Below are 17,468 nucleotides of genomic sequence, written 5' to 3'. Positions count from 1 at the left end.
GGCATTCTCCTTTCAGGCACTCAGGGCCAGGTAGCGGTTCTTGATGCTCGGGTCTTCGCGGAACTGGGCGGCGCTGCCCTGGTAGGCGACGCGGCCTTGTTCGAGCACGTAATGGCGGTCGGCGAGGGCGTCGCAGACCATCAGGTTCTGCTCCACCAGCAAGATCGACAGGCCTTCGCCCTTGATCCGCCGCAAAATCTTCACCAGCTCGTCGACGATCACCGGCGCCAGGCCTTCGGTGGGCTCGTCGAGAATCAGCAGCTTGGGGTCGTTGAGCAGCGCGCGGGCGATGGCCAGCATCTGCTGCTCGCCGCCGGAGAGGGCGAAGCCGCCGTTGCGCCGGCGTTCCTTGAGCCGCGGGAACATGCCGTACACATCCTCCAGCTGCCAGCGGCTGTCCTTGCGCACGGCAATCTTCAGGTTTTCCTCGACACTGAGCTGGCGAAAGATGCCGCGATGCTCGGGCACCAGGGCGATGCCTTGGCGGGCGATATCGAAGATCTCGCGGCCGACCAGCTGCTGGCCGTTGAAGCTGATCTGCCCCTGGCGCGGCCGGACGATGCCGAGGATGCTGCGCAGGGTGGTGGTCTTGCCGGCGCCGTTGCGCCCCAGCAGGGTCACCAGCTCGCCATCGCCCACCTGCAGCGAAACCCCTTCGAGCACATGGCTCTTGTCGTAGTAGGAATGGATCGATTCGACGTTGAGCATCAGGCGGCCTCTCCAAGGTAGGCGGTGCGCACGCGCTCGTCGTTGCGCACCTGTTCCGGGGTGCCCTCGACCAGGATCTGGCCGTGGCTCATGACGGTGATGCGCTGGCTGATCGACATGACGATGCTCATGTTGTGCTCGATCAGCAGCACCGTGTGGTCGCGGCCCAGGTCGCTGATCAGCGCGGTCATCACCGGGATGTCGTCGATGCCCATGCCCGAGGTGGGCTCGTCGAGCATCAGCAAGGTGGGCTTGGCGCAGATCGACATGCCCACCTCCAGCACCCGTTGCTGGCCGTGCGACAGCTCGCCGGCCAGGGTGTCGGCGCGGGCAGTCAGTTTCAGGCGTTCGAGCACCTGGTCGGCGGTGTCCCAGTGGCTGCGCTTGTGCTCCACGCTGCGCCAGAAGTTCAGCGCGCCCAGGCCGTCGCGGCCCTGGGCGGCCAGGCGCAGGTTCTCGCGCACCGAGAGGTTCTGGAACAGGCTGGTGAGCTGGAACGAGCGGGCCATGCCCAGCGCCACCCGGCCGTGGGACGGCTTGCGGATGATGTCCTGGCCGTTGAGCAGGATCTTGCCGGCGGTGGCCTGGCGTTCACCGGTCAGGCAGTGGAACAGGCTGGTCTTGCCGGCGCCATTGGGGCCGATGACCGTGTGGATGGTGCCGGCGCGCACGTTCAGGTCGACGCCGGCCACGGCCTTGAACGGCCCGTAGGCCAGCTCGAGGTTGCGGGTTTGCAGGAGGTAGTCGCTCATCACAGGGTCTCCTTGCTCTTGGCGGGCGCTTTGGCGGCGGCCCGGCGCGAGGGTTGCAGGCGTTTGCCCAGGTCGGCCAGGCCGCCCCACAGGCCACCGCGCATGAACACCACCACCAGGATCAGGATCGCCCCCAGCAGCATCAGCCAGCGTGGCCACAGCTCCGACAGCACATCGCCCAGCACCACGATGGCGCCGGCACCGAGCAACGAGCCGAACAGCGAGCCGGTGCCGCCGACGATGGTCATGATCAGAATGTTCTCGCTCATCATCAGGTCGATGTTCGACAGCGGCGCAAAGTGCAGCAGCATCGCGTAGAGCGCCCCGGCGATACCGGTGATGGCGCCGGACAGCATGAACACCAGGATCTTGAAGTGGCGGGTGTCGTAGCCGATGGCGGCGGCGCGGGTTTCGTTCTCGCGAATGGCCAGCAGGGTGCTGCCGAAGGGCGAGCGGATCACCCGCAGGGCGCCGGCGAAGATCAGCAGGAACAGCACCGCGACGAACACGTAGAAGTGCCGAGGGTCGCCCAGGTCGACCAGCACGTGGCCGGCGATCTCGATGTTCGGCCGCGGCACGTCGAGCAGGCCGTTGTCACCGCCGGTCCAGCTGCTCAGGGTGTAGGCCAGGAAGTAGGCCATCTGGCTGAAGGCCAGGGTCAGCATGACGAAGTAGATGCCCTTGCGGCGGATCGCCAAGGCCCCCACCAGCAAGGCGAGGAAGGCGCCGAACAGTGCTGCGCCCAGCAACGCGCCGAACATCCCCCATTTGAGGTGGATCATCAGCAGCGCCGCGCCATAGGCGCCCACGCCGAAGAAGATGCCCTGGCCGAACGACAGCAGGCCGGTGTAGCCCAGCAGCAGGTTGCAGGCCAGCGCCGCCAGGGCAAAGATCAGGATCTCGGTGGCCAGGGTGGCCGACGGCAGCACCAGCGGCAGCGCCACTAGGCTTGCGACCACCAGCAACAGCAGGGCTGGCGCGCGGCCCTTGGCCACGGGCAATGGATTTTTCTCGCTCATTGTCATGCTCTCCCGAACAGGCCGTAGGGACGTACCAGGATCACCGCCGCCATGGCGCCGTAGATCATCAGGCTGGCGCCTTGCGGCCAGAGGCTGGTCATCATGCTTTGCACCACGCCCACCAGCAGGCCACCCACCAGGGCGCCACCGAACGAGCCCATGCCGCCGATCACCACCACCACGAAGGCGATGCCGAGGATTTCCGGGCCGACGAACGGCTGGGCGCCGCGCAGCGGGGCGAACAGCACCCCGGCGACTCCGGCCAGGCCCACGCCCAGGGCGAAGGTCAGGGAGAACAGGCGGAAGATGTTGGTGCCCAGCAGCGACACGGTTTCGGTGCTTTCACTGCCGGCACGCACCAGGGCCCCGAAGCGGGTGCGCTCGAGCAGCAACCACAGGCCCACGCCGATCAGCGCGGCGAAGCCGATCAGGAACAGCCGGTAGTAGGGGTAGATGAAGTCGCCGATGATCAGCACCCCGCGCAGCTCGGGCGGCACGGCGATGTTCTTGCCCACCGGGCCCCAGATCAGCACCGAGGCCTCCTGGATGATCAGCGCTATGCCCAGGGTGACGAGGATCTGGAAGGTGTGCGGCAGGTGGTAGATGCGTTTGATCAACAGGCGCTCCACCGCCCAGGCCAGTGCCGCCACGGCCAGCGGCGCGATCAGCAGCGCCAGCCAGAAGTTGCCGGTGATGGCCACGGCGGTGTAGCACAGGTAGGCGCCGAGCAAAAAGAACGCGCCATGGGCGAAGTTGACGAAGTTGAGCAGGCCGAAAATGATCGTCAGGCCCACGGCGATGAGGAAGTAGATCATCCCCAGCCCCAGGCCGTTGAGCAGTTGGAACAGGTACAAATCGAGCATGAGCGTGCCCTCGACAGCGCGCGGTGCGGCTGCCTGTACGGGTGTGTTTGACTAACGCCGCGGCTTCAGGCCAGGGCGCAACCGGTGTGGTCGACCTCGACGAACGAGCGGCCGGCGCTGATCACTTCGGCCAGGTCGTCTTCGTCGCGCATCTGCCCCTGGGGCTTGCCGCGCAGCAGGTAGTAATCCTTCATCACCTGGTGGTCGCCGGGGCGGATCAGCTCATCGCCGGTCGGGCCCTGGAAGTGCATGCCCTGCAAGGCGGCGGAAACGGCGGCGCCCTCGAAGCTGCCAGCCTTGCCGATGGCCTCGAGCATGACCTTGGTGCCGATGTAGTCGGCCGCCAGCGGGTAGTTGGGGTTGATGCCGTAGGCCTTGCGGGTGGCCGCCACCAACTGCTTGTTCAGCGGCGTGTCGACCTGGTGCCAGTACTGCGCGCCCAGGTACACGCCCTCGAGCACGTCGCTGCCCAGCTCCTGGAACTGGTCGAGCCCGGCCGACCACACCAGCAGCACTTTCATGCGCTCCTTGATGCCGAAGTTCACCGCCTGGCGCAGGGCGTTGGACGACTGGCTGCCGAAGTTGAGCAGCACCAGCACGTCGGGCTTGGCGGCGATGGCGTTGGTCAGGTAGCCGGAGAACTCCTGCTCCTGCAGCGAGTGGTAGCTGTTGCCGATGTGTTCCACGCCGAACTCGGCGAACACCTTGCGCGCGTTGTCCAGCAGGGCGTCGCCGAACACGTATTGCGGGGTGATGGTGTACCAGCGCTTGGCCTGGGGCAGCTGGCGAATCATCGGCACCAGGGTCTCGCGGATGGCGCCGTAGGTGGGCACCGACCAGCGGAAGGTCGAGGCGTTGCAGTCCTTGCCGGTGATTTCGTCGGCGCCGACCGGGGTCATGAACACGCCGCCGGCCTTGTGGATTTCCTTCGACACCGCCAGCGCCGAGGACGACAGGGTGCAGCCCTGGAAGAAGCGCGCGCCATCCTGGCCAATGGCTTCCTGTACCTTGCGCACCGCCTTGCCGGCGTTGCCTTCGGTGTCGATGACTTTGTACTTGAGCGGGCGGCCGAGCAGCTGTGGGTATTCGGCGATGGCCAGGCGCGAGCCCATGTCGGCATACTTGCCATAGCTGGCGAAGGCACCGGACATGGACTTGAGCCCGTAGAAGGTCAGCGGTTCGTTGGCGAATGCCCGGTGCGCTCCGAAGGGGAGGCTACCTAAGGCACCCAGGGCAAGGCCTGCCTTGAGCAGGGTACGTCTTTGCATGGGTAACTCCTTGGTTGTGGTTATTAGGCAGGAGTGGCAATGACAAAGCGGGTACGGCCGGGCCTGTGTGCAGGCCTCTGTACAGGCGGATCAGTGGTTGTGTTCGAACTCCAGCAGGAAGTGGCGGGCGACCTCGCCTTCAAGGGCGGTCATGTGGTGCTCGGCGTCGCACATGTGCTCGTGCATCAGCCGGCGTACAGCGGGCTCGTCGCTGGCGCGCAGGGCCAGCATCAGTTGCTTGTGGTAGTCGATGTTGGCGGCGGCGAACTGCTGGCGCTTGGGCAGGTAGGCCTTTTTCAGCACCACCAGGTCGCGCAGCAGGTCGTTGAGGAACACCGCCATGAAGCGCAGCAGTGGGTTGGGGCAGCGGTGCGCCAGCAGGGTATGGAACTCCAGCTCCGCCAGGCGCTGTTCGCGCTGGCCTTGCTCGCTGTCTTCCGGGGTGCTGCAGAAGTCGATGTTGGCCTGCAGCGCGGCGTAGTCCGCCTCGCTGAGCTGGCCCATCACCGATACCGCCAGCTCCACTTCGATGACCTTGCGCAGCTGGTACACCTGCTCGCCGTCCAGGTGCTGGAAGTGCAGGTAGTTGCGCAGTGCGCGGCTGGCCGGTTCCGTGCCGACTTCGGCGAGGTAGGCGCCGCCGCTGGGGCCGGTGCGGGTACTGACCAGGCCTTCGACTTCCAGGGCTTTGAGCGCCTCGCGGGCGGTGCCCTTGGAGCATTCGAAGTGCTCCATCAGCTCGCGCTCGGTGGGCAGGCGGTCGCCGGGGTGCAAGGCTTCGGTGACGATCGAGCGCTTGACCGATTCGACGATCATGTCTGAAAGCTTCTGGCGCTTGCGTTTGGGTTTGAGCATTTCGCTATTTTTCATATTTATGCGGATAAATAGGATTTAGCGAATTTTGCCGGGGTGGGTCAATGCTGGCGCGGGGGAGGGGTCGTAAATGGAACGATTAGGTCGCAAACGTGTAGGAGCGGCCTTGTGTCGCGAAAGGGCTGCGTAGCAGCCCCAGGATTTTGCGGTGGTGCATAGATTCTGGGGCTGCTGCGCAGCCCTTTCGCGACACGAGGCCGCTCCTACAGCGAGTGAGGGGAGGCTTAGTGGCGCCCGGGCCCTTGCTCAAGGTGCGCGGGGCTGCAGTACCACTCGTTACCGCGGTGCAGCGCCCGGTCATTGGGCAGGTGCACGCCGCAATGGGCGCAGCGCACCATCTGCAAGGGCGCGTCGAGTTTGGGCTCGGCGTGCGACTGCTGGCTGATCTTGAACTTGCGCCACAGCCAGAACGCGGCGGCGATCAGGGCGATCCAGAAAAGTAGGCGAACCATGGTGTCCAGCTTGTCGAGTGATGAAGGCGTCAGTCTAGGACGCCGCCAATAAAAAAGGGAGGCCTGGGGCCTCCCTTTCTAGTGACGCATGGCTCAGTCGAACAGGCCAAAGGTCATGTAGCTGAACCACGAACGGTCCTTCTCGGCCTCTTTCGGGCCTTCCGGCAGGATCGGGTCGCCATTCTCGTCCTTGGGCAGCAGCGATTCAGGCATTTCCGAGCGGGCGTCCTGGAACTGCTTGACCACGTCCTGGTTGGCGCGGGTTTCGCCCGGCGGCAGCGGTGCGTCGGTCTCGATCAGGCCCAGGGTGGCCTTGGACAGCCAGCTGCGGCCATCGGACTCGGTCTGCTTGGGCTGGAACTGGCCATCGACCAGGCTCGGGTGGTCGGGGTAGTTGAGCTTGAGGGTTTCCAGGCTGGTGTTGGCCAGCTCGTCCAGGTGCATCTTCTGGTAGGCCTCGACCATCACTGCCAGGCCGTCGCCGACCGATGGGGTTTCCTGGAAGTTCTCGACCACGTAGCGGCCACGGTTGGCGGCGGCAACGTAGGCCTGGCGGCCCAGGTAGTAGTCGGCCACGTGGATTTCGTAGGCGGCCAGCAGGTTGCGCAGGTAGATCATGCGCTGCTTGGCATCGGGCGCGTAGCGGCTGTTGGGGAAGCGGCTGGTGAGCTGGGCGAACTCGTTGTACGAGTCGCGGGCGGCACCTGGGTCACGCTTGGTCATGTCCAGCGGCAGGAAGCGCGCCAGCAGGCCACGGTCCTGGTCGAACGAGGTCAGGCCCTTGAGGTAGTAGGCGTAGTCGACGTTCGGGTGCTGCGGGTGCAGGCGGATGAAGCGCTCGGCAGCCGACTTGGCAGCCTCGGGCTCGGAGTTCTTGTAGTTGGCGTAGATCAGCTCGAGCTGCGCCTGGTCGGCGTAGCGGCCGAACGGGTAGCGCGACTCCAGGGCCTTCAGCTTGTTCACCGCACTGGTGTAGCTGGAGTTGTCCAGGTCAGCCTGGGCCTGCTGGTACAGCTCGGCCTCGCTGAGGTTCTCGTCGATGACTTCCTTATTGGAGGAACAGGCCGCGGTGAGCCCGAGGATGGCGATCAGCAGCAGGTGTTTCACTTGCATGGCGGCTTGCGTCCCTTTGACGGCCGCTGTCTTGGGCGGTGCCGTCCTGTTATGATGAGCGCCCCGGCCAACCCCGGGACAAAAGAAGCCGTATTTAACCACAAGCGTGCAGCCGAAACCAAAGGCTGTACGCCCGCCGAATCGAGCATGTCCGAGATCATTCAACTTAGCGCAGAGGTACCGTCCGAACTGGGCGGTCAACGCCTCGACCAGGTCGCCGCCCAATTGTTCGCCGAGTACTCGCGTTCGCGGCTTACTTCGTGGATCAAAGAGGGCCGCCTGACGGTCGATGGTGCGGTCGTGCGCCCTCGAGATACCGTCCATGGCGGCTCGCTGCTCGTTCTGCAGGCCGAACAAGAGGCCCAGGGCGAGTGGGTGGCCGAAGACATCGAGCTGGACATCGTCTACGAAGACGACCAGATCATGGTGATCAACAAGCCGGCCGGCCTGGTCGTGCACCCGGCTGCCGGGCATGCCAGTGGCACCTTGCTCAATGCGCTGCTGCACCATGTGCCGGATATCATCAACGTGCCGCGCGCGGGCATTGTCCACCGCCTGGACAAGGACACCACCGGCCTGATGGTGGTGGCCAAGACCCTGCAGGCGCAGACCAAGCTGGTCGAGCAGCTGCAAAGCCGCACGGTCAGCCGGATCTACGAGTGCATCGTGGTGGGCGTGGTGATCGCCGGGGGCAAGATCGATGCCCCGATCGGCCGTCACGGTGGCGTGCGCCAGCGCATGGCGGTGACTGAAGGCGGCAAGCCTGCGGTCAGCCACTACCGCGTGCTCAAGCGCTTCCGTTCGCACACCCATGTGCGGGTGAAGCTGGAAACCGGGCGTACCCACCAGATTCGTGTGCACATGGCGCATGTGGGGTATCCGCTGGTCGGCGACCAGACGTACGGCGTGCGCTTCCGCATTCCGCCGGCGGCCAGCGTGGCCATGGTCGAGGCGGTGAAGAACTTCCCGCGCCAGGCTCTGCACGCACGTTTCCTGGCACTGGACCACCCGACCACCGGTGAACGCATGGAATGGGCCTCGCCCCTGCCGGACGACTTCACCTGGCTGTTGTCGCTGCTGAACCAGGACCGCGAGGCGTTTATCGGATGAGTGGCCTGACGCAGTCGCTGCTGTTCCCCGACTGGCCGGCCCCGGCCTCGGTACGCGCCTGTGTCACCACCCGCCAGGGCGGCATCAGCCTGCCGCCCTACGAAACCTTCAACCTCGGCGACCACGTGGGCGATGACCCGGCCGCGGTCGCCGAGAACCGCCAGCGCCTGAGTGGCGAGTTCGCCATCCAGCCCGCCTGGCTCAAGCAGGTGCATGGGCTGGTGGTGGCGGACGCCAACCCTGCCGTTGTGGCCGAAGCCGATGCCAGCTGGACCGACCAGCCTGGCATTGCCTGCACCGTGATGACTGCCGATTGCCTGCCTGCGCTGTTCTGCGACCGCGCCGGTACCCGTGTGGCAGCCGCCCATGCCGGCTGGCGCGGGTTGGCCGGTGGCGTGCTGGAAGCCACCTTCGATCGCCTGGGCGTGGCGCCTGAAGAGGTGCTGGTCTGGCTGGGCCCGGCCATCGGCCCGCAGGCGTTCGAGGTGGGGCTGGAAGTGCGCGATGCCTTCACAGCGGTGCACCCCGAGGCGGCCAGGGCGTTTGTCGACGGCGAGCGGCCGGGCAAGCTGATGGCCGACATCTATGAGCTGGCGCGCATTCGCCTGGCGGCGTGTGGGGTGACTGCCGTTTATGGTGGTGGTTATTGCACGGTTTCGGATGAACGGTTCTTTTCCTATCGCCGTACCCCGCAGGGCGGGCGTTTTGCTTCGCTCGTCTGGCTGGATCCTCGCTAGCCTGTACCGGCCTTATCGCGGATAAATCCGCTCCTACAAACACCACGGTACTGTAGGAGCGGATTTATCCGCGATGAAGCCCCCGCTAATCCATCAAGCTGACCCCAGTCAACCCCGCTACGCTTGAATCTTCCAGAATCAACCTTATCTATAAGGTCATCTCAGGCAGGTTTCTTCATTAAAGGTGCTGTCCATCGCTCCGACCTGCCCTTACAGGAAGGTATCCCCATGCGAATAGACCGTTTGACCAGCAAGCTGCAACTTGCAATATCCGATGCCCAATCCCTGGCCGTTGGCATGGACCACCCAGCCATCGAACCGGTGCACCTGCTGCAGGCGCTGATCGAGCAGCAGGGTGGCTCCATCAAGCCCCTGTTGATGCAAGTCGGTTTCGACATCAACGGCCTGCGCCAGGCATTGGTCAAAGAACTCGACCAACTACCGAAAATCCAGAACCCCACCGGCGACGTGAACATGTCGCAGGACCTGGCGCGCCTGCTCAACCAGGCCGACCGCCTGGCCCAGCAGAAGGGCGACCAGTTCATCTCCAGCGAACTGGTGGTGCTGGCTGCCATGGATGAAAACAGCAAGCTCGGCAAACTGCTGCTGAGCCAGGGCGTGACCAAGAAGGCCCTGGAAAACGCCATCAACAACCTGCGCGGCGGCGCGGCGGTGAATGACGCCAACGCCGAGGAATCGCGCCAGGCGCTGGACAAGTACACCGTCGACCTGACCAAGCGCGCCGAAGAGGGCAAGCTGGACCCGGTGATCGGCCGTGACGACGAAATCCGCCGCACCGTGCAGGTGCTGCAGCGCCGTACCAAGAACAACCCGGTGTTGATCGGTGAGCCCGGCGTGGGCAAGACCGCCATCGCCGAGGGCCTGGCCCAGCGCATCATCAACGGCGAAGTACCCGACGGCCTCAAGGGCAAGCGCCTGCTGGCGCTGGACATGGGTGCGCTGATCGCCGGTGCCAAGTACCGCGGCGAGTTCGAAGAGCGCCTCAAAGGCTTGCTCAACGAGCTGTCCAAGCAGGAAGGCCAGATCATCCTGTTCATCGACGAGCTGCACACCATGGTCGGCGCCGGTAAAGGCGAAGGCGCCATGGACGCCGGCAACATGCTCAAGCCGGCCCTGGCCCGTGGCGAGCTGCACTGCGTCGGTGCCACCACGCTCAACGAGTACCGCCAGTTCATCGAGAAGGACGCAGCCCTGGAGCGCCGCTTCCAGAAGGTGCTGGTGGAAGAGCCGAGCGAGGAAGACACCATCGCCATCCTGCGTGGCCTTAAAGAGCGCTATGAAGTGCACCACAAGGTGGCCATCACCGACGGCGCGATCATTGCTGCGGCCAAGCTCAGCCATCGCTACATCACCGACCGCCAGCTGCCGGACAAGGCCATCGACCTGATCGACGAAGCGGCCAGCCGCATCCGCATGGAGATCGACTCCAAGCCGGAAGTGCTCGACCGCCTCGACCGTCGCCTGATTCAGCTGAAGGTGGAATCCCAGGCGCTGAAGAAGGAAGAAGACGAGGCCGCGAAAAAACGCCTGGAGAAGCTCACCGAGGAAATCGAGCGGCTCGAGCGTGAATACTCCGACCTGGAAGAAATCTGGGCCTCGGAGAAAGCCGAAGTGCAGGGCTCGGCGCAGATCCAGCAAAAGATCGAGCAGGCCCGCCAGGAGCTGGACGCCGCCCGCCGCAAAGGCGACCTGAACCGCATGGCCGAGCTGCAGTACGGGGTGATCCCGGACCTGGAGCGCAGCCTGCAGATGGTCGACCAGCACGGCAAGACGGAAAACCAGCTGCTGCGCAACAAGGTGACCGAGGAAGAAATCGCCGAAGTGGTTTCCAAATGGACCGGCATCCCGGTGGCCAAGATGCTCGAAGGCGAGCGCGAGAAGCTGCTGAAGATGGAAGACCTGCTGCACCAGCGCGTGATCGGCCAGAACGAAGCCGTGACTGCCGTGGCCAACGCCGTGCGCCGTTCGCGTGCCGGCCTGTCCGACCCGAACCGGCCCAGTGGCTCGTTCCTGTTCCTCGGCCCGACCGGGGTGGGCAAGACCGAGCTGTGCAAGGCGCTGGCCGAGTTCCTGTTCGACACCGAAGAGGCCATGGTGCGCATCGACATGTCCGAGTTCATGGAGAAACACTCCGTGGCTCGCCTGATCGGCGCCCCACCAGGGTATGTAGGTTATGAAGAGGGCGGTTACCTGACCGAAGCGGTACGGCGCAAGCCTTACTCGGTGGTGCTGCTGGACGAGGTGGAAAAAGCCCACCCGGATGTGTTCAACGTGCTGCTGCAGGTGCTGGAAGACGGCCGCCTGACCGACAGCCACGGGCGCACGGTGGACTTCCGCAACACGGTGATCGTGATGACGTCCAACCTGGGCTCGGCGCAGATCCAGGAACTGGCAGGCGACCGCGAGGCACAGCGTGCGGCGGTGATGGATGCGGTGGGTGCGCACTTCCGTCCGGAGTTCATCAACCGTATCGACGAAGTGGTGGTGTTCGAGCCACTGGGCCGCGAGCAGATCGCCGGTATCACCGAGATCCAGCTGGGCCGCCTGCGCAGCCGTTTGCTGGAGCGCGAACTGTCGCTGAGCCTGAGCCCGGAGGCGTTGGACAAGCTGATTGCCGTAGGTTACGACCCGGTGTACGGCGCACGGCCGCTGAAGCGGGCAATCCAGCGCTGGATCGAGAACCCGTTGGCGCAACTGATCCTGTCTGGCAAGTTCCTGCCGGGTTCGGCGATCACTGCCACGGTGCAAGGCGAGGACATCGTGTTTGCCTGATAACGCTGCTTGAAAAAACTAGCCCCGCTTCTGCGGGGCTTTTTTTTGCCTGAATGGGCCGGGCCCCATCGCCGGCAAGCCAGCTCCCACATGCTTTCGAAGCCGAGCTGCGGTCAGTGTGGGAGCCGGCTTGCCGGCGAAGGGGTCCGCCCAAACCCCGCAAAACCTGGGCCTCCCAACCTTTTTTGATAACTTGCTGAAAATTTTGAAATTTTTGCTTGCATCTAAAATCGAGTGCCCCTAATATACGCCGCGTTGTCAGCCACTAAGCGAATCACCAGCAACAACGGTGATCGCAAAACAACTTACAAATCAGTAAGTTGAATGAAAAAAAGGGGTTGACAAGCAAAACGAAGAATGTAGAATAGCCGGCCTCAGCAGCGACAAAGCGAAAGCGAAGAAGCTAAAGAGTTCGAAGCTAACACAGCCTTCGAAGTTGTACCGAAGTTCAGTTCCGCGATAGCTCAGTCGGTAGAGCAAATGACTGTTAATCATTGGGTCCCTGGTTCGAGTCCAGGTCGCGGAGCCAATCTCGGGGTGTAGCGCAGTCCGGTAGCGCGCCTGCTTTGGGAGCAGGATGTCAGGAGTTCGAATCCCCTCACCCCGACCATTTTCAGGGTCGTTAGCTCAGTTGGTAGAGCAGTTGGCTTTTAACCAATTGGTCGTAGGTTCGAATCCTACACGACCCACCATGTAAAGAGGGCATCTCGAAAGAGATGCCCTTTTTCTTTTGCCTAGAATTTATCCCACGCAAAAAAAATGCACCTTTCGGTGCAGTTCGCATGCCCCTGTGGGAGCCGGCTTGCCGGCGATGAGGCCAGTGCAGACAACCTGGCCTCATGCCGCTCGCTACATCAGTGCAGCTTCAACCGCGGCTCGGTGCCGCGCCCAATCTTGCTGCCCAGCATCATCAGCGCCGTGCGGAAGAACCCAAACAGCGCCATCTGGTGCATGCGGTACAGCGACACATAGAACATCCGCGCCAGCCAGCCTTCCAGTTTCACGCTGCCCATCAGGTTACCCATCAGGTTGCCCACCGCCGAGAAGCGCGACAGCGACACCAGCGAGCCGTAATCCTTGTACTCGTAAGTGGGCAGGGCTTTGTTCTCCAGCCGCGCCTTCAGGCTCTGCGCCAGCATCGAAGCCTGCTGGTGTGCCGCCTGCGCCCGAGGCGGTACGTTGCGGTCGCTACCCGGTTGCGGGCAGGCGGCGCAGTCACCGAAGGCGAAGATGTTGTCGTCGCGGGTGGTCTGCAGGGTTGGCTTGACCACCAGCTGGTTGATGCGGTTGGTTTCCAGGCCATCGATGTCCTTGAGGAAGCCCGGCGCACGGATACCCGCCGCCCACACCTTCAGGCTGGCCTGGATCACTTCGCCATCCTTGGTTTTCAGCCCGTCCTCGGTCACTTCGCTGACCGCGGCATTGGTCAGCACTTTCACGCCGAGTTTTTCCAGCGTCTTGTGCACCGGCACGCTGATGCGCTCGGGCAGGGCAGGCAGGACCCGCGGGCCGGCTTCGATCAGGGTGATGTGCATGTCCTTGGGCTGGATGCGGTCCAGGCCATAGGCTGCCAGCTCGTGGGCCGCGTGGTGCAGTTCGGCCGCCAACTCGACACCGGTGGCACCGGCGCCGACGATTGCCACGCTGATCTGCTCGCTGGCCACGTCGCCTGCGTGGGCACGCAGGTAGTGGTTGAGCAGTTGCTGGTGGAAGCGCTCGGCCTGCTTGCGGGTGTCCAGGAACAGGCAGTGCTGCGCCGCGCCCAGGGTGCCGAAGTCGTTGGTGTTGCTGCCCACGGCGATCACCAGGGTGTCGTAGGCCAGGGTGCGCGCAGGCAGCAGCTCGCGGCCCTCTTCGTCGAGGGTGGCGGCCAGTTGAATCTGCTTGCCTTCACGGTCCAGGCCGCTCATGCGCCCCAGCTGGAAGTTGAAGTGGTTCCACTTGGCCTGGGCCACGTAGTTCAGTTCGTCTTCCGAGGAGTTGAGCGAGCCGGCGGCCACTTCGTGCAGCAGCGGCTTCCAGATGTGCGTGAGGTTGGCGTCGACCAGGGTGATCTCGGCCTGCTTGCGCTTGCCCAGGCTTTTACCCAGGCGGGTCGCCAGTTCCAGGCCGCCGGCGCCGCCGCCGACAATCACGATGCGATGAGTCATGGGAATATCTCATAAGGTTTACGGAATCCGTGGCCGTGCCGGCCGGCCGCAAACTGCACGAGGGGAGGGCGAGCGCAAGGCAGCTCATAGCACCAGTCCACTCAGCAGGCGGCTGATGAGGCCCAACCCGATGGTCACCGCCAGCACCAGCGCAAGGAGCAACCAAGGCCGGAAGGGCCTGCGCTCGACTTGATGCTGGGGGGCTCGCAGATACTCATCGACACGACGCTGATCTTCAGGATTCAGGCGGCTGGTCATGGTGGGCCTCGTCAGGTAGACGTTTGTGACTGCATGCACGCTACAGCGTTCATGCAAGCGCTTGAAACAAATGATAATGCTTTCTATCCCTGGCGCCGAGTGTACGCCATCGCAAAGACTCTCGGCACTGGATCAAAGACTGATGCCCACGTCGAACACGATGCTGCGCCCCAGGTTGCCGCGCAAGAAATCCGGCGCATCGGGGTGGGCGAACAGCACCCGGGCGAAGGTCGGCCCCACCAGCGACAGCGACCGCCAGCCCTGGCGCAGGTATTCGGTGGGCGGCGGGAAGTGGGTGTTGAGGTCGAGCACCTCGCGCTTGAGGCTGGCGAAGGCGATGATGTCCAGCTCGTTGAGCTCCAGCCCGCGTTCGCGGTAGTTGTGCGCCTTCTTGCGCAAGGTCGGGGCCAGGCGCGCCAGCAGCTCGCTGGCGGCGATGCGCCGGGGCCGCGCTTCGCGGCGCACCAGCTGGGCCAGGGAGAAGGCGCTGCGCCTGCGCTGCAATTCTTCGCGCCATTCGTCATTGAGCCGGCGCCCTTCATCGAGCACGAAAAACACCTCGAAGGCCGCATCGCGGAACAGCACGTCCGGCGGCTCCTGGCCAGCCGGGGTGAAATCCTCGCTGCGATAGGGGATGTTCAGCCCCTGCAGCAGGCGCTGGCATACCCAACGCTCCCGCTCCCACTTGCGTGCATTGGAGAGGAAGGCATTGGCTTGTTCGGCCTGGATGGTGAGCAGGCGCAGGTAGTCTGAGTCATCCATGCCACAAGCTTAGTCGCTAATCCATGACGATAAGATGCTGTTTTCAATGGGTGTAGACTCAAGCTTATCCACAGGCCGGCAAGGGGTATGCCTCAGGTGATCAGCGCGCAGGTGTTGTCCGATACCAGCCTAAGCCTTGGCTGGCTGGGTTATGTGCCTTTGTTGGTGTGGGCGGCCAGCCGTACCCGCTGGGTGGAGCTGTTCACCGACCGGCGCCGGCAGCACCTGCTGTTTGGCACGGTGTTCTGCCTGTTTGCCCTGTGGCTGGTGCGGCGCGACTTCGATACCGGGGTGTCGTACCACTTCATCGGCATGACGGCCGTGACCCTGCTGCTGGATTGGCCGCTGGCGATTCTGGGGGGCTTCTTCGCCCAGCTCGGGTTGCTGGCGCTGGGGCGGCAGGACCTGGCCGCGCTGGGGGTGAACGGGTTGTTGCTGGTGGGTTTGCCGGTGCTGATTACCGAGGTGTGTGCCCTGCTGGTCGAGCGGGCGCAGCCGCGCAACCTGTTCGTGTACATCTTCTGCTCGGGGTTTTTCCCGGCTGCGCTCACGGTGCTGGTCTGCGTGTTGGCGGCGCTGGGTTTGCTGTGGCTGGATGGGCGTTTCGCCATGCCGGAGTGGTTGAGCGACTTTGTGGGCTACCTGTGGCTGATGATGTTCCCGGAGGCGTTCATCAACGGCATGGTGATCAGTGCGCTGGTGGTGTTTTGCCCAGAATGGCTGGAGACGTTCAACCGCACCCGGTATCTGCAGGCGCCGTGGAAGGAGGATGAGCGGTGATCTACGCGGTATGAAGCCGCGTGTAGGAGCGGCCTTGTGCCGCGAAAGGGCCGCAAAGCGGCCCCCGGATCTTTGACATTGCGGGGAAATCTTGGGGGCCGCTGCGCGGCCCTTTCGCGACACAAGGCCGCTCCTACAGGCTTAGTGCCGAGGCTCCAGATCCCCTGAATACAGCTCATCCTCGGACTCTTCAGCCCCCGGAATCTTGTGCTCCTCGGCCGCCCAGGCCCCCAGGTCGATCAATTTGCAGCGATCGGAACAGAACGGCCGGAACGCGCTCTTCTCGTTCCATTCCACAGGTGCGCCACAGGTCGGGCAATCGACGGTCAATGGCTTGCTCATGGCTGGCCTCCTCGTAAAGTCAGGTAAAAGTGGTGCAAACGGTCGATCTGCTGGTGCAAAGCCGCCAGGTCGCCGTCATTCACCACCACATCATCGGCATGGCGCAGGCGCTCCTCGCGGGCCAGTTGGGCGTCGAGAATCGCCTGCACCTGCTCGGCGCTGGTGTTGTCACGCTGCAAGGTGCGCGCCACCTGCAATGCCTGGGGCGCATCGATCACCAGCACACGCTGGGTCTTCAAGTGCTGGCCAGACTCGATCAGCAGCGGCGACACATACACCGCATAAGGCGACTGCGCCTTGGCCAGGTAACTGAAAATCTCCTGCCCGATCAGCGGGTGCAGCAGCTGCTCCAGCCATTTGCGCTGCGCCGGGTCGGCGAAGATCAACTGGCGCAGGGCGGCGCGATCGAGCTGGCCATCTTCCAGCAACACGCCGGGGCCGAAGCGCTCGACGATGCTGGCCAGGGCCGGGCGGCCGGGTTCGACGACCCAACGCGCCGCCTGGTCGGCATCGACCAGGTGCACGCCAAGTTCGACGAAGCGTTCGGCGGCTGCGCTCTTGCCGCTGCCGATGCCGCCGGTAAGGCCGAGAATCCAAGGTGTGAAGGCCGCAGTGGTCATCAGAATCCAAGCAGTTGCAGGTAGGAAGCGTATATTTCATCACCCCAGAGCACAGCAATCCACCCCGCAATGGCCAGATAAGGGCCAAAGGGTATCGCCATGCTCACCGGGCGTTGGCGCAGGCGCAGCAAACTCAGGCCGATTACCGCCCCCAGCACCGACGACAGCAGCAGGGTCAGGGGCAGTACCTGCCAGCCCGCCCAGGCGCCGATCAGGGCCAGCAGCTTGAAGTCGCCATAGCCCATGCCTTCCTTGCCGGTCACCAGCTTGAACAGCCAGTACACCGTCCACAGGCTCAGATACCCGGCCACCGCGCCCCACAAGGCATGGCTCAGCGGCACGAAGATGCCGCAGGCGTTGACGATCAGCCCCAGCCACAGCACCGGCAGCACCAGCACATCCGGCAGCAGGCCGTGGTCGGCATCGATCAGGCTCAGGGCCAGCAGGCTCCAGGTCAAAAGCAGTGCGAACAACGCCGCGAGCGAGGGGCCGAAGTGCCAGGCCACCACCAGCGATAGCGCCGCACAAACGGTTTCCACCAGCGGATACCTGGCACTGATGGCGCCTTTGCAGGCCGAGCAGCGCCCGCGCAGCATCAGGTAACTCAGCAGGGGGATGTTCTCCCACGCCCGAATGCGATGCGCACAATGCGGGCAGTGGGATGCAGGCAGGCACAAGTCGAAGCGCTCGTGCCGGTGAGGTTCAAGCCCCAGTACCTCCTGGGCCTCCCGCTGCCATTGGCGCTCCAGCATGATCGGCAGGCGATACGCCAGCACATTGATGAAGCTGCCCACCAATAGGCCGAGCAAGGTCGCCAAGGTGATGAAGTACGCCGGCTGTTCAGCCAGCAAAGTCCATAAAGTCATGT

18 protein-coding genes and 3 tRNA genes are annotated in these 17,468 nt (G+C 64.0%); 7 read left to right on the top strand and 14 right to left on the bottom strand.

Translation table 11 applies throughout. The annotated features are described in order from the left end of the window. Positions 1–12: 12 nt before the first annotated feature. The 8 genes from L6D75_RS09965 to L6D75_RS09930 all read right to left on the bottom strand — a co-directional run bounded on the left by L6D75_RS09965 (position 13) and on the right by L6D75_RS09930 (position 7,048). Positions 13–708: an ABC transporter ATP-binding protein gene (locus L6D75_RS09965; protein WP_176513842.1), complete on the bottom strand. Its 696-nt coding sequence runs from the start codon at positions 706–708 to the stop codon at positions 13–15. Then, a complete protein-coding gene (locus L6D75_RS09960) occupies positions 708–1,460 on the bottom strand; it encodes an ABC transporter ATP-binding protein (protein ID WP_176513844.1) in 753 nt (250 codons plus the stop codon). The genes L6D75_RS09965 and L6D75_RS09960 overlap by 1 nt, the downstream gene beginning before the upstream one ends. Further along, the gene (locus tag L6D75_RS09955; protein WP_176513846.1) at positions 1,460–2,479 is read right to left on the bottom strand and encodes a branched-chain amino acid ABC transporter permease; all 1,020 of its coding nucleotides are present in this window, start codon (positions 2,477–2,479) and stop codon (positions 1,460–1,462) included. The genes L6D75_RS09960 and L6D75_RS09955 overlap by 1 nt, the downstream gene beginning before the upstream one ends. A 2-nt stretch (positions 2,480–2,481) precedes the next feature. Continuing rightward, the gene (locus L6D75_RS09950) at positions 2,482–3,342 is read right to left on the bottom strand and encodes a branched-chain amino acid ABC transporter permease (RefSeq protein ID WP_176513848.1); all 861 of its coding nucleotides are present in this window, start codon (positions 3,340–3,342) and stop codon (positions 2,482–2,484) included. Positions 3,343–3,407: 65 nt separating this feature from the next. Continuing rightward, the gene (locus L6D75_RS09945) at positions 3,408–4,610 is read right to left on the bottom strand and encodes an ABC transporter substrate-binding protein (RefSeq protein ID WP_176513850.1); all 1,203 of its coding nucleotides are present in this window, start codon (positions 4,608–4,610) and stop codon (positions 3,408–3,410) included. A 90-nt stretch (positions 4,611–4,700) separates the two neighbouring features. Then, the gene (locus tag L6D75_RS09940) at positions 4,701–5,465 is read right to left on the bottom strand and encodes a FadR/GntR family transcriptional regulator (RefSeq protein WP_176513852.1); all 765 of its coding nucleotides are present in this window, start codon (positions 5,463–5,465) and stop codon (positions 4,701–4,703) included. Positions 5,466–5,707: 242 nt separating this feature from the next. Next, positions 5,708–5,935, bottom strand: coding sequence for a PP0621 family protein (locus L6D75_RS09935; protein ID WP_176513854.1), 228 nt, complete (start codon positions 5,933–5,935; stop codon positions 5,708–5,710). 93 nt (positions 5,936–6,028) lie between these two features. Beyond that, complete coding sequence (locus L6D75_RS09930; RefSeq protein WP_176513856.1) at positions 6,029–7,048, bottom strand: outer membrane protein assembly factor BamD; 1,020 nt, start codon at positions 7,046–7,048, stop codon at positions 6,029–6,031. A 147-nt stretch (positions 7,049–7,195) separates the two neighbouring features. Between L6D75_RS09930 and rluD the strand changes: the two genes are divergently transcribed. The 6 genes from rluD to L6D75_RS09900 all read left to right on the top strand — a co-directional run bounded on the left by rluD (position 7,196) and on the right by L6D75_RS09900 (position 12,380). Continuing rightward, positions 7,196–8,158 carry a 23S rRNA pseudouridine(1911/1915/1917) synthase RluD gene (rluD, locus tag L6D75_RS09925; RefSeq protein ID WP_176513858.1) on the top strand — a complete coding sequence of 321 codons (963 nt, stop codon included), beginning with the start codon at positions 7,196–7,198 and terminating at the stop codon, positions 8,156–8,158. Next, positions 8,155–8,895: a peptidoglycan editing factor PgeF gene (gene pgeF, locus L6D75_RS09920; RefSeq protein ID WP_176513860.1), complete on the top strand. Its 741-nt coding sequence runs from the start codon at positions 8,155–8,157 to the stop codon at positions 8,893–8,895. The genes rluD and pgeF overlap by 4 nt, the downstream gene beginning before the upstream one ends. 228 nt (positions 8,896–9,123) lie before the next feature. Continuing rightward, on the top strand, positions 9,124–11,688 hold the full coding sequence (gene clpB / locus L6D75_RS09915; RefSeq protein WP_176513862.1) for an ATP-dependent chaperone ClpB: 2,565 nt from the start codon (positions 9,124–9,126) through the stop codon (positions 11,686–11,688). Between the two features lie 453 nt (positions 11,689–12,141). Continuing rightward, positions 12,142–12,217: transfer RNA gene (locus tag L6D75_RS09910), tRNA-Asn, on the top strand. 4 nt (positions 12,218–12,221) lie between these two features. Continuing rightward, positions 12,222–12,298, top strand: a tRNA-Pro gene (locus L6D75_RS09905). A 6-nt stretch (positions 12,299–12,304) separates the two neighbouring features. Further along, positions 12,305–12,380 (top strand) — tRNA-Lys (locus L6D75_RS09900). Between the two features lie 162 nt (positions 12,381–12,542). Here the strand turns inward: L6D75_RS09900 and L6D75_RS09895 are convergent. From L6D75_RS09895 to L6D75_RS09885, 3 genes are all read right to left on the bottom strand, one after another. Further along, positions 12,543–13,838: an NAD(P)/FAD-dependent oxidoreductase gene (locus L6D75_RS09895; protein ID WP_176513864.1), complete on the bottom strand. Its 1,296-nt coding sequence runs from the start codon at positions 13,836–13,838 to the stop codon at positions 12,543–12,545. A gap of 84 nt (positions 13,839–13,922) precedes the next feature. Continuing rightward, positions 13,923–14,096, bottom strand: coding sequence for a DUF3094 family protein (locus L6D75_RS09890; RefSeq protein WP_003247547.1), 174 nt, complete (start codon positions 14,094–14,096; stop codon positions 13,923–13,925). 132 nt (positions 14,097–14,228) lie between these two features. Further along, positions 14,229–14,858 (bottom strand): DUF1780 domain-containing protein, encoded by a 630-nt coding sequence (locus L6D75_RS09885; RefSeq protein WP_176513865.1) that lies wholly within the window; start codon positions 14,856–14,858, stop codon positions 14,229–14,231. Positions 14,859–14,945: 87 nt separating this feature from the next. Here L6D75_RS09885 and L6D75_RS09880 point away from each other — a divergent pair, with 87 nt between their 5' ends. Then, the gene (locus L6D75_RS09880) at positions 14,946–15,638 is read left to right on the top strand and encodes an energy-coupling factor ABC transporter permease (protein WP_176513867.1); all 693 of its coding nucleotides are present in this window, start codon (positions 14,946–14,948) and stop codon (positions 15,636–15,638) included. Positions 15,639–15,779: 141 nt separating this feature from the next. On the opposite strand, the gene yacG is transcribed toward L6D75_RS09880, so the two are convergent. From yacG to L6D75_RS09865, 3 genes are read right to left on the bottom strand one after another with little or no spacing between them, the layout of a single operon-like run. Then, a complete protein-coding gene (yacG, locus tag L6D75_RS09875) occupies positions 15,780–15,980 on the bottom strand; it encodes a DNA gyrase inhibitor YacG (protein WP_176513869.1) in 201 nt (66 codons plus the stop codon). Further along, positions 15,977–16,600 carry a dephospho-CoA kinase gene (gene coaE, locus L6D75_RS09870; protein ID WP_176513872.1) on the bottom strand — a complete coding sequence of 208 codons (624 nt, stop codon included), beginning with the start codon at positions 16,598–16,600 and terminating at the stop codon, positions 15,977–15,979. Before coaE ends, yacG begins: the two co-directional genes overlap by 4 nt. Continuing rightward, positions 16,600–17,466 (bottom strand): prepilin peptidase, encoded by an 867-nt coding sequence (locus L6D75_RS09865; protein WP_176513874.1) that lies wholly within the window; start codon positions 17,464–17,466, stop codon positions 16,600–16,602. Before L6D75_RS09865 ends, coaE begins: the two co-directional genes overlap by 1 nt. Positions 17,467–17,468 lie beyond the last annotated feature (2 nt).

The organism is Pseudomonas faucium (genome assembly GCF_021602585.1).
GTDB lineage: Bacteria > Pseudomonadota > Gammaproteobacteria > Pseudomonadales > Pseudomonadaceae > Aquipseudomonas > Aquipseudomonas faucium.
This window is presented reverse-complemented; position numbering and strand designations above follow the sequence as displayed.

Coding starts and splice junctions, on each gene's coding strand:
- coaE (WP_176513872.1), bottom strand. CDS start 16,600: ATGACCACTGCGGCCTTCACACCTTGGATTCTCGGCCTTACCGGCGGC.
- pgeF (WP_176513860.1), top strand. CDS start 8,155: ATGAGTGGCCTGACGCAGTCGCTGCTGTTCCCCGACTGGCCGGCCCCG.
- clpB (WP_176513862.1), top strand. CDS start 9,124: ATGCGAATAGACCGTTTGACCAGCAAGCTGCAACTTGCAATATCCGAT.
- L6D75_RS09895 (WP_176513864.1), bottom strand. CDS start 13,838: ATGACTCATCGCATCGTGATTGTCGGCGGCGGCGCCGGCGGCCTGGAA.
- L6D75_RS09960 (WP_176513844.1), bottom strand. CDS start 1,460: ATGAGCGACTACCTCCTGCAAACCCGCAACCTCGAGCTGGCCTACGGG.
- L6D75_RS09935 (WP_176513854.1), bottom strand. CDS start 5,935: ATGGTTCGCCTACTTTTCTGGATCGCCCTGATCGCCGCCGCGTTCTGG.
- L6D75_RS09885 (WP_176513865.1), bottom strand. CDS start 14,858: ATGGATGACTCAGACTACCTGCGCCTGCTCACCATCCAGGCCGAACAA.
- L6D75_RS09940 (WP_176513852.1), bottom strand. CDS start 5,465: ATGCTCAAACCCAAACGCAAGCGCCAGAAGCTTTCAGACATGATCGTC.
- L6D75_RS09965 (WP_176513842.1), bottom strand. CDS start 708: ATGCTCAACGTCGAATCGATCCATTCCTACTACGACAAGAGCCATGTG.
- L6D75_RS09950 (WP_176513848.1), bottom strand. CDS start 3,342: ATGCTCGATTTGTACCTGTTCCAACTGCTCAACGGCCTGGGGCTGGGG.
- L6D75_RS09880 (WP_176513867.1), top strand. CDS start 14,946: ATGCCTCAGGTGATCAGCGCGCAGGTGTTGTCCGATACCAGCCTAAGC.
- L6D75_RS09865 (WP_176513874.1), bottom strand. CDS start 17,466: ATGACTTTATGGACTTTGCTGGCTGAACAGCCGGCGTACTTCATCACC.
- L6D75_RS09890 (WP_003247547.1), bottom strand. CDS start 14,096: ATGACCAGCCGCCTGAATCCTGAAGATCAGCGTCGTGTCGATGAGTAT.
- yacG (WP_176513869.1), bottom strand. CDS start 15,980: ATGAGCAAGCCATTGACCGTCGATTGCCCGACCTGTGGCGCACCTGTG.
- rluD (WP_176513858.1), top strand. CDS start 7,196: ATGTCCGAGATCATTCAACTTAGCGCAGAGGTACCGTCCGAACTGGGC.
- L6D75_RS09945 (WP_176513850.1), bottom strand. CDS start 4,610: ATGCAAAGACGTACCCTGCTCAAGGCAGGCCTTGCCCTGGGTGCCTTA.
- L6D75_RS09955 (WP_176513846.1), bottom strand. CDS start 2,479: ATGAGCGAGAAAAATCCATTGCCCGTGGCCAAGGGCCGCGCGCCAGCC.
- L6D75_RS09930 (WP_176513856.1), bottom strand. CDS start 7,048: ATGCAAGTGAAACACCTGCTGCTGATCGCCATCCTCGGGCTCACCGCG.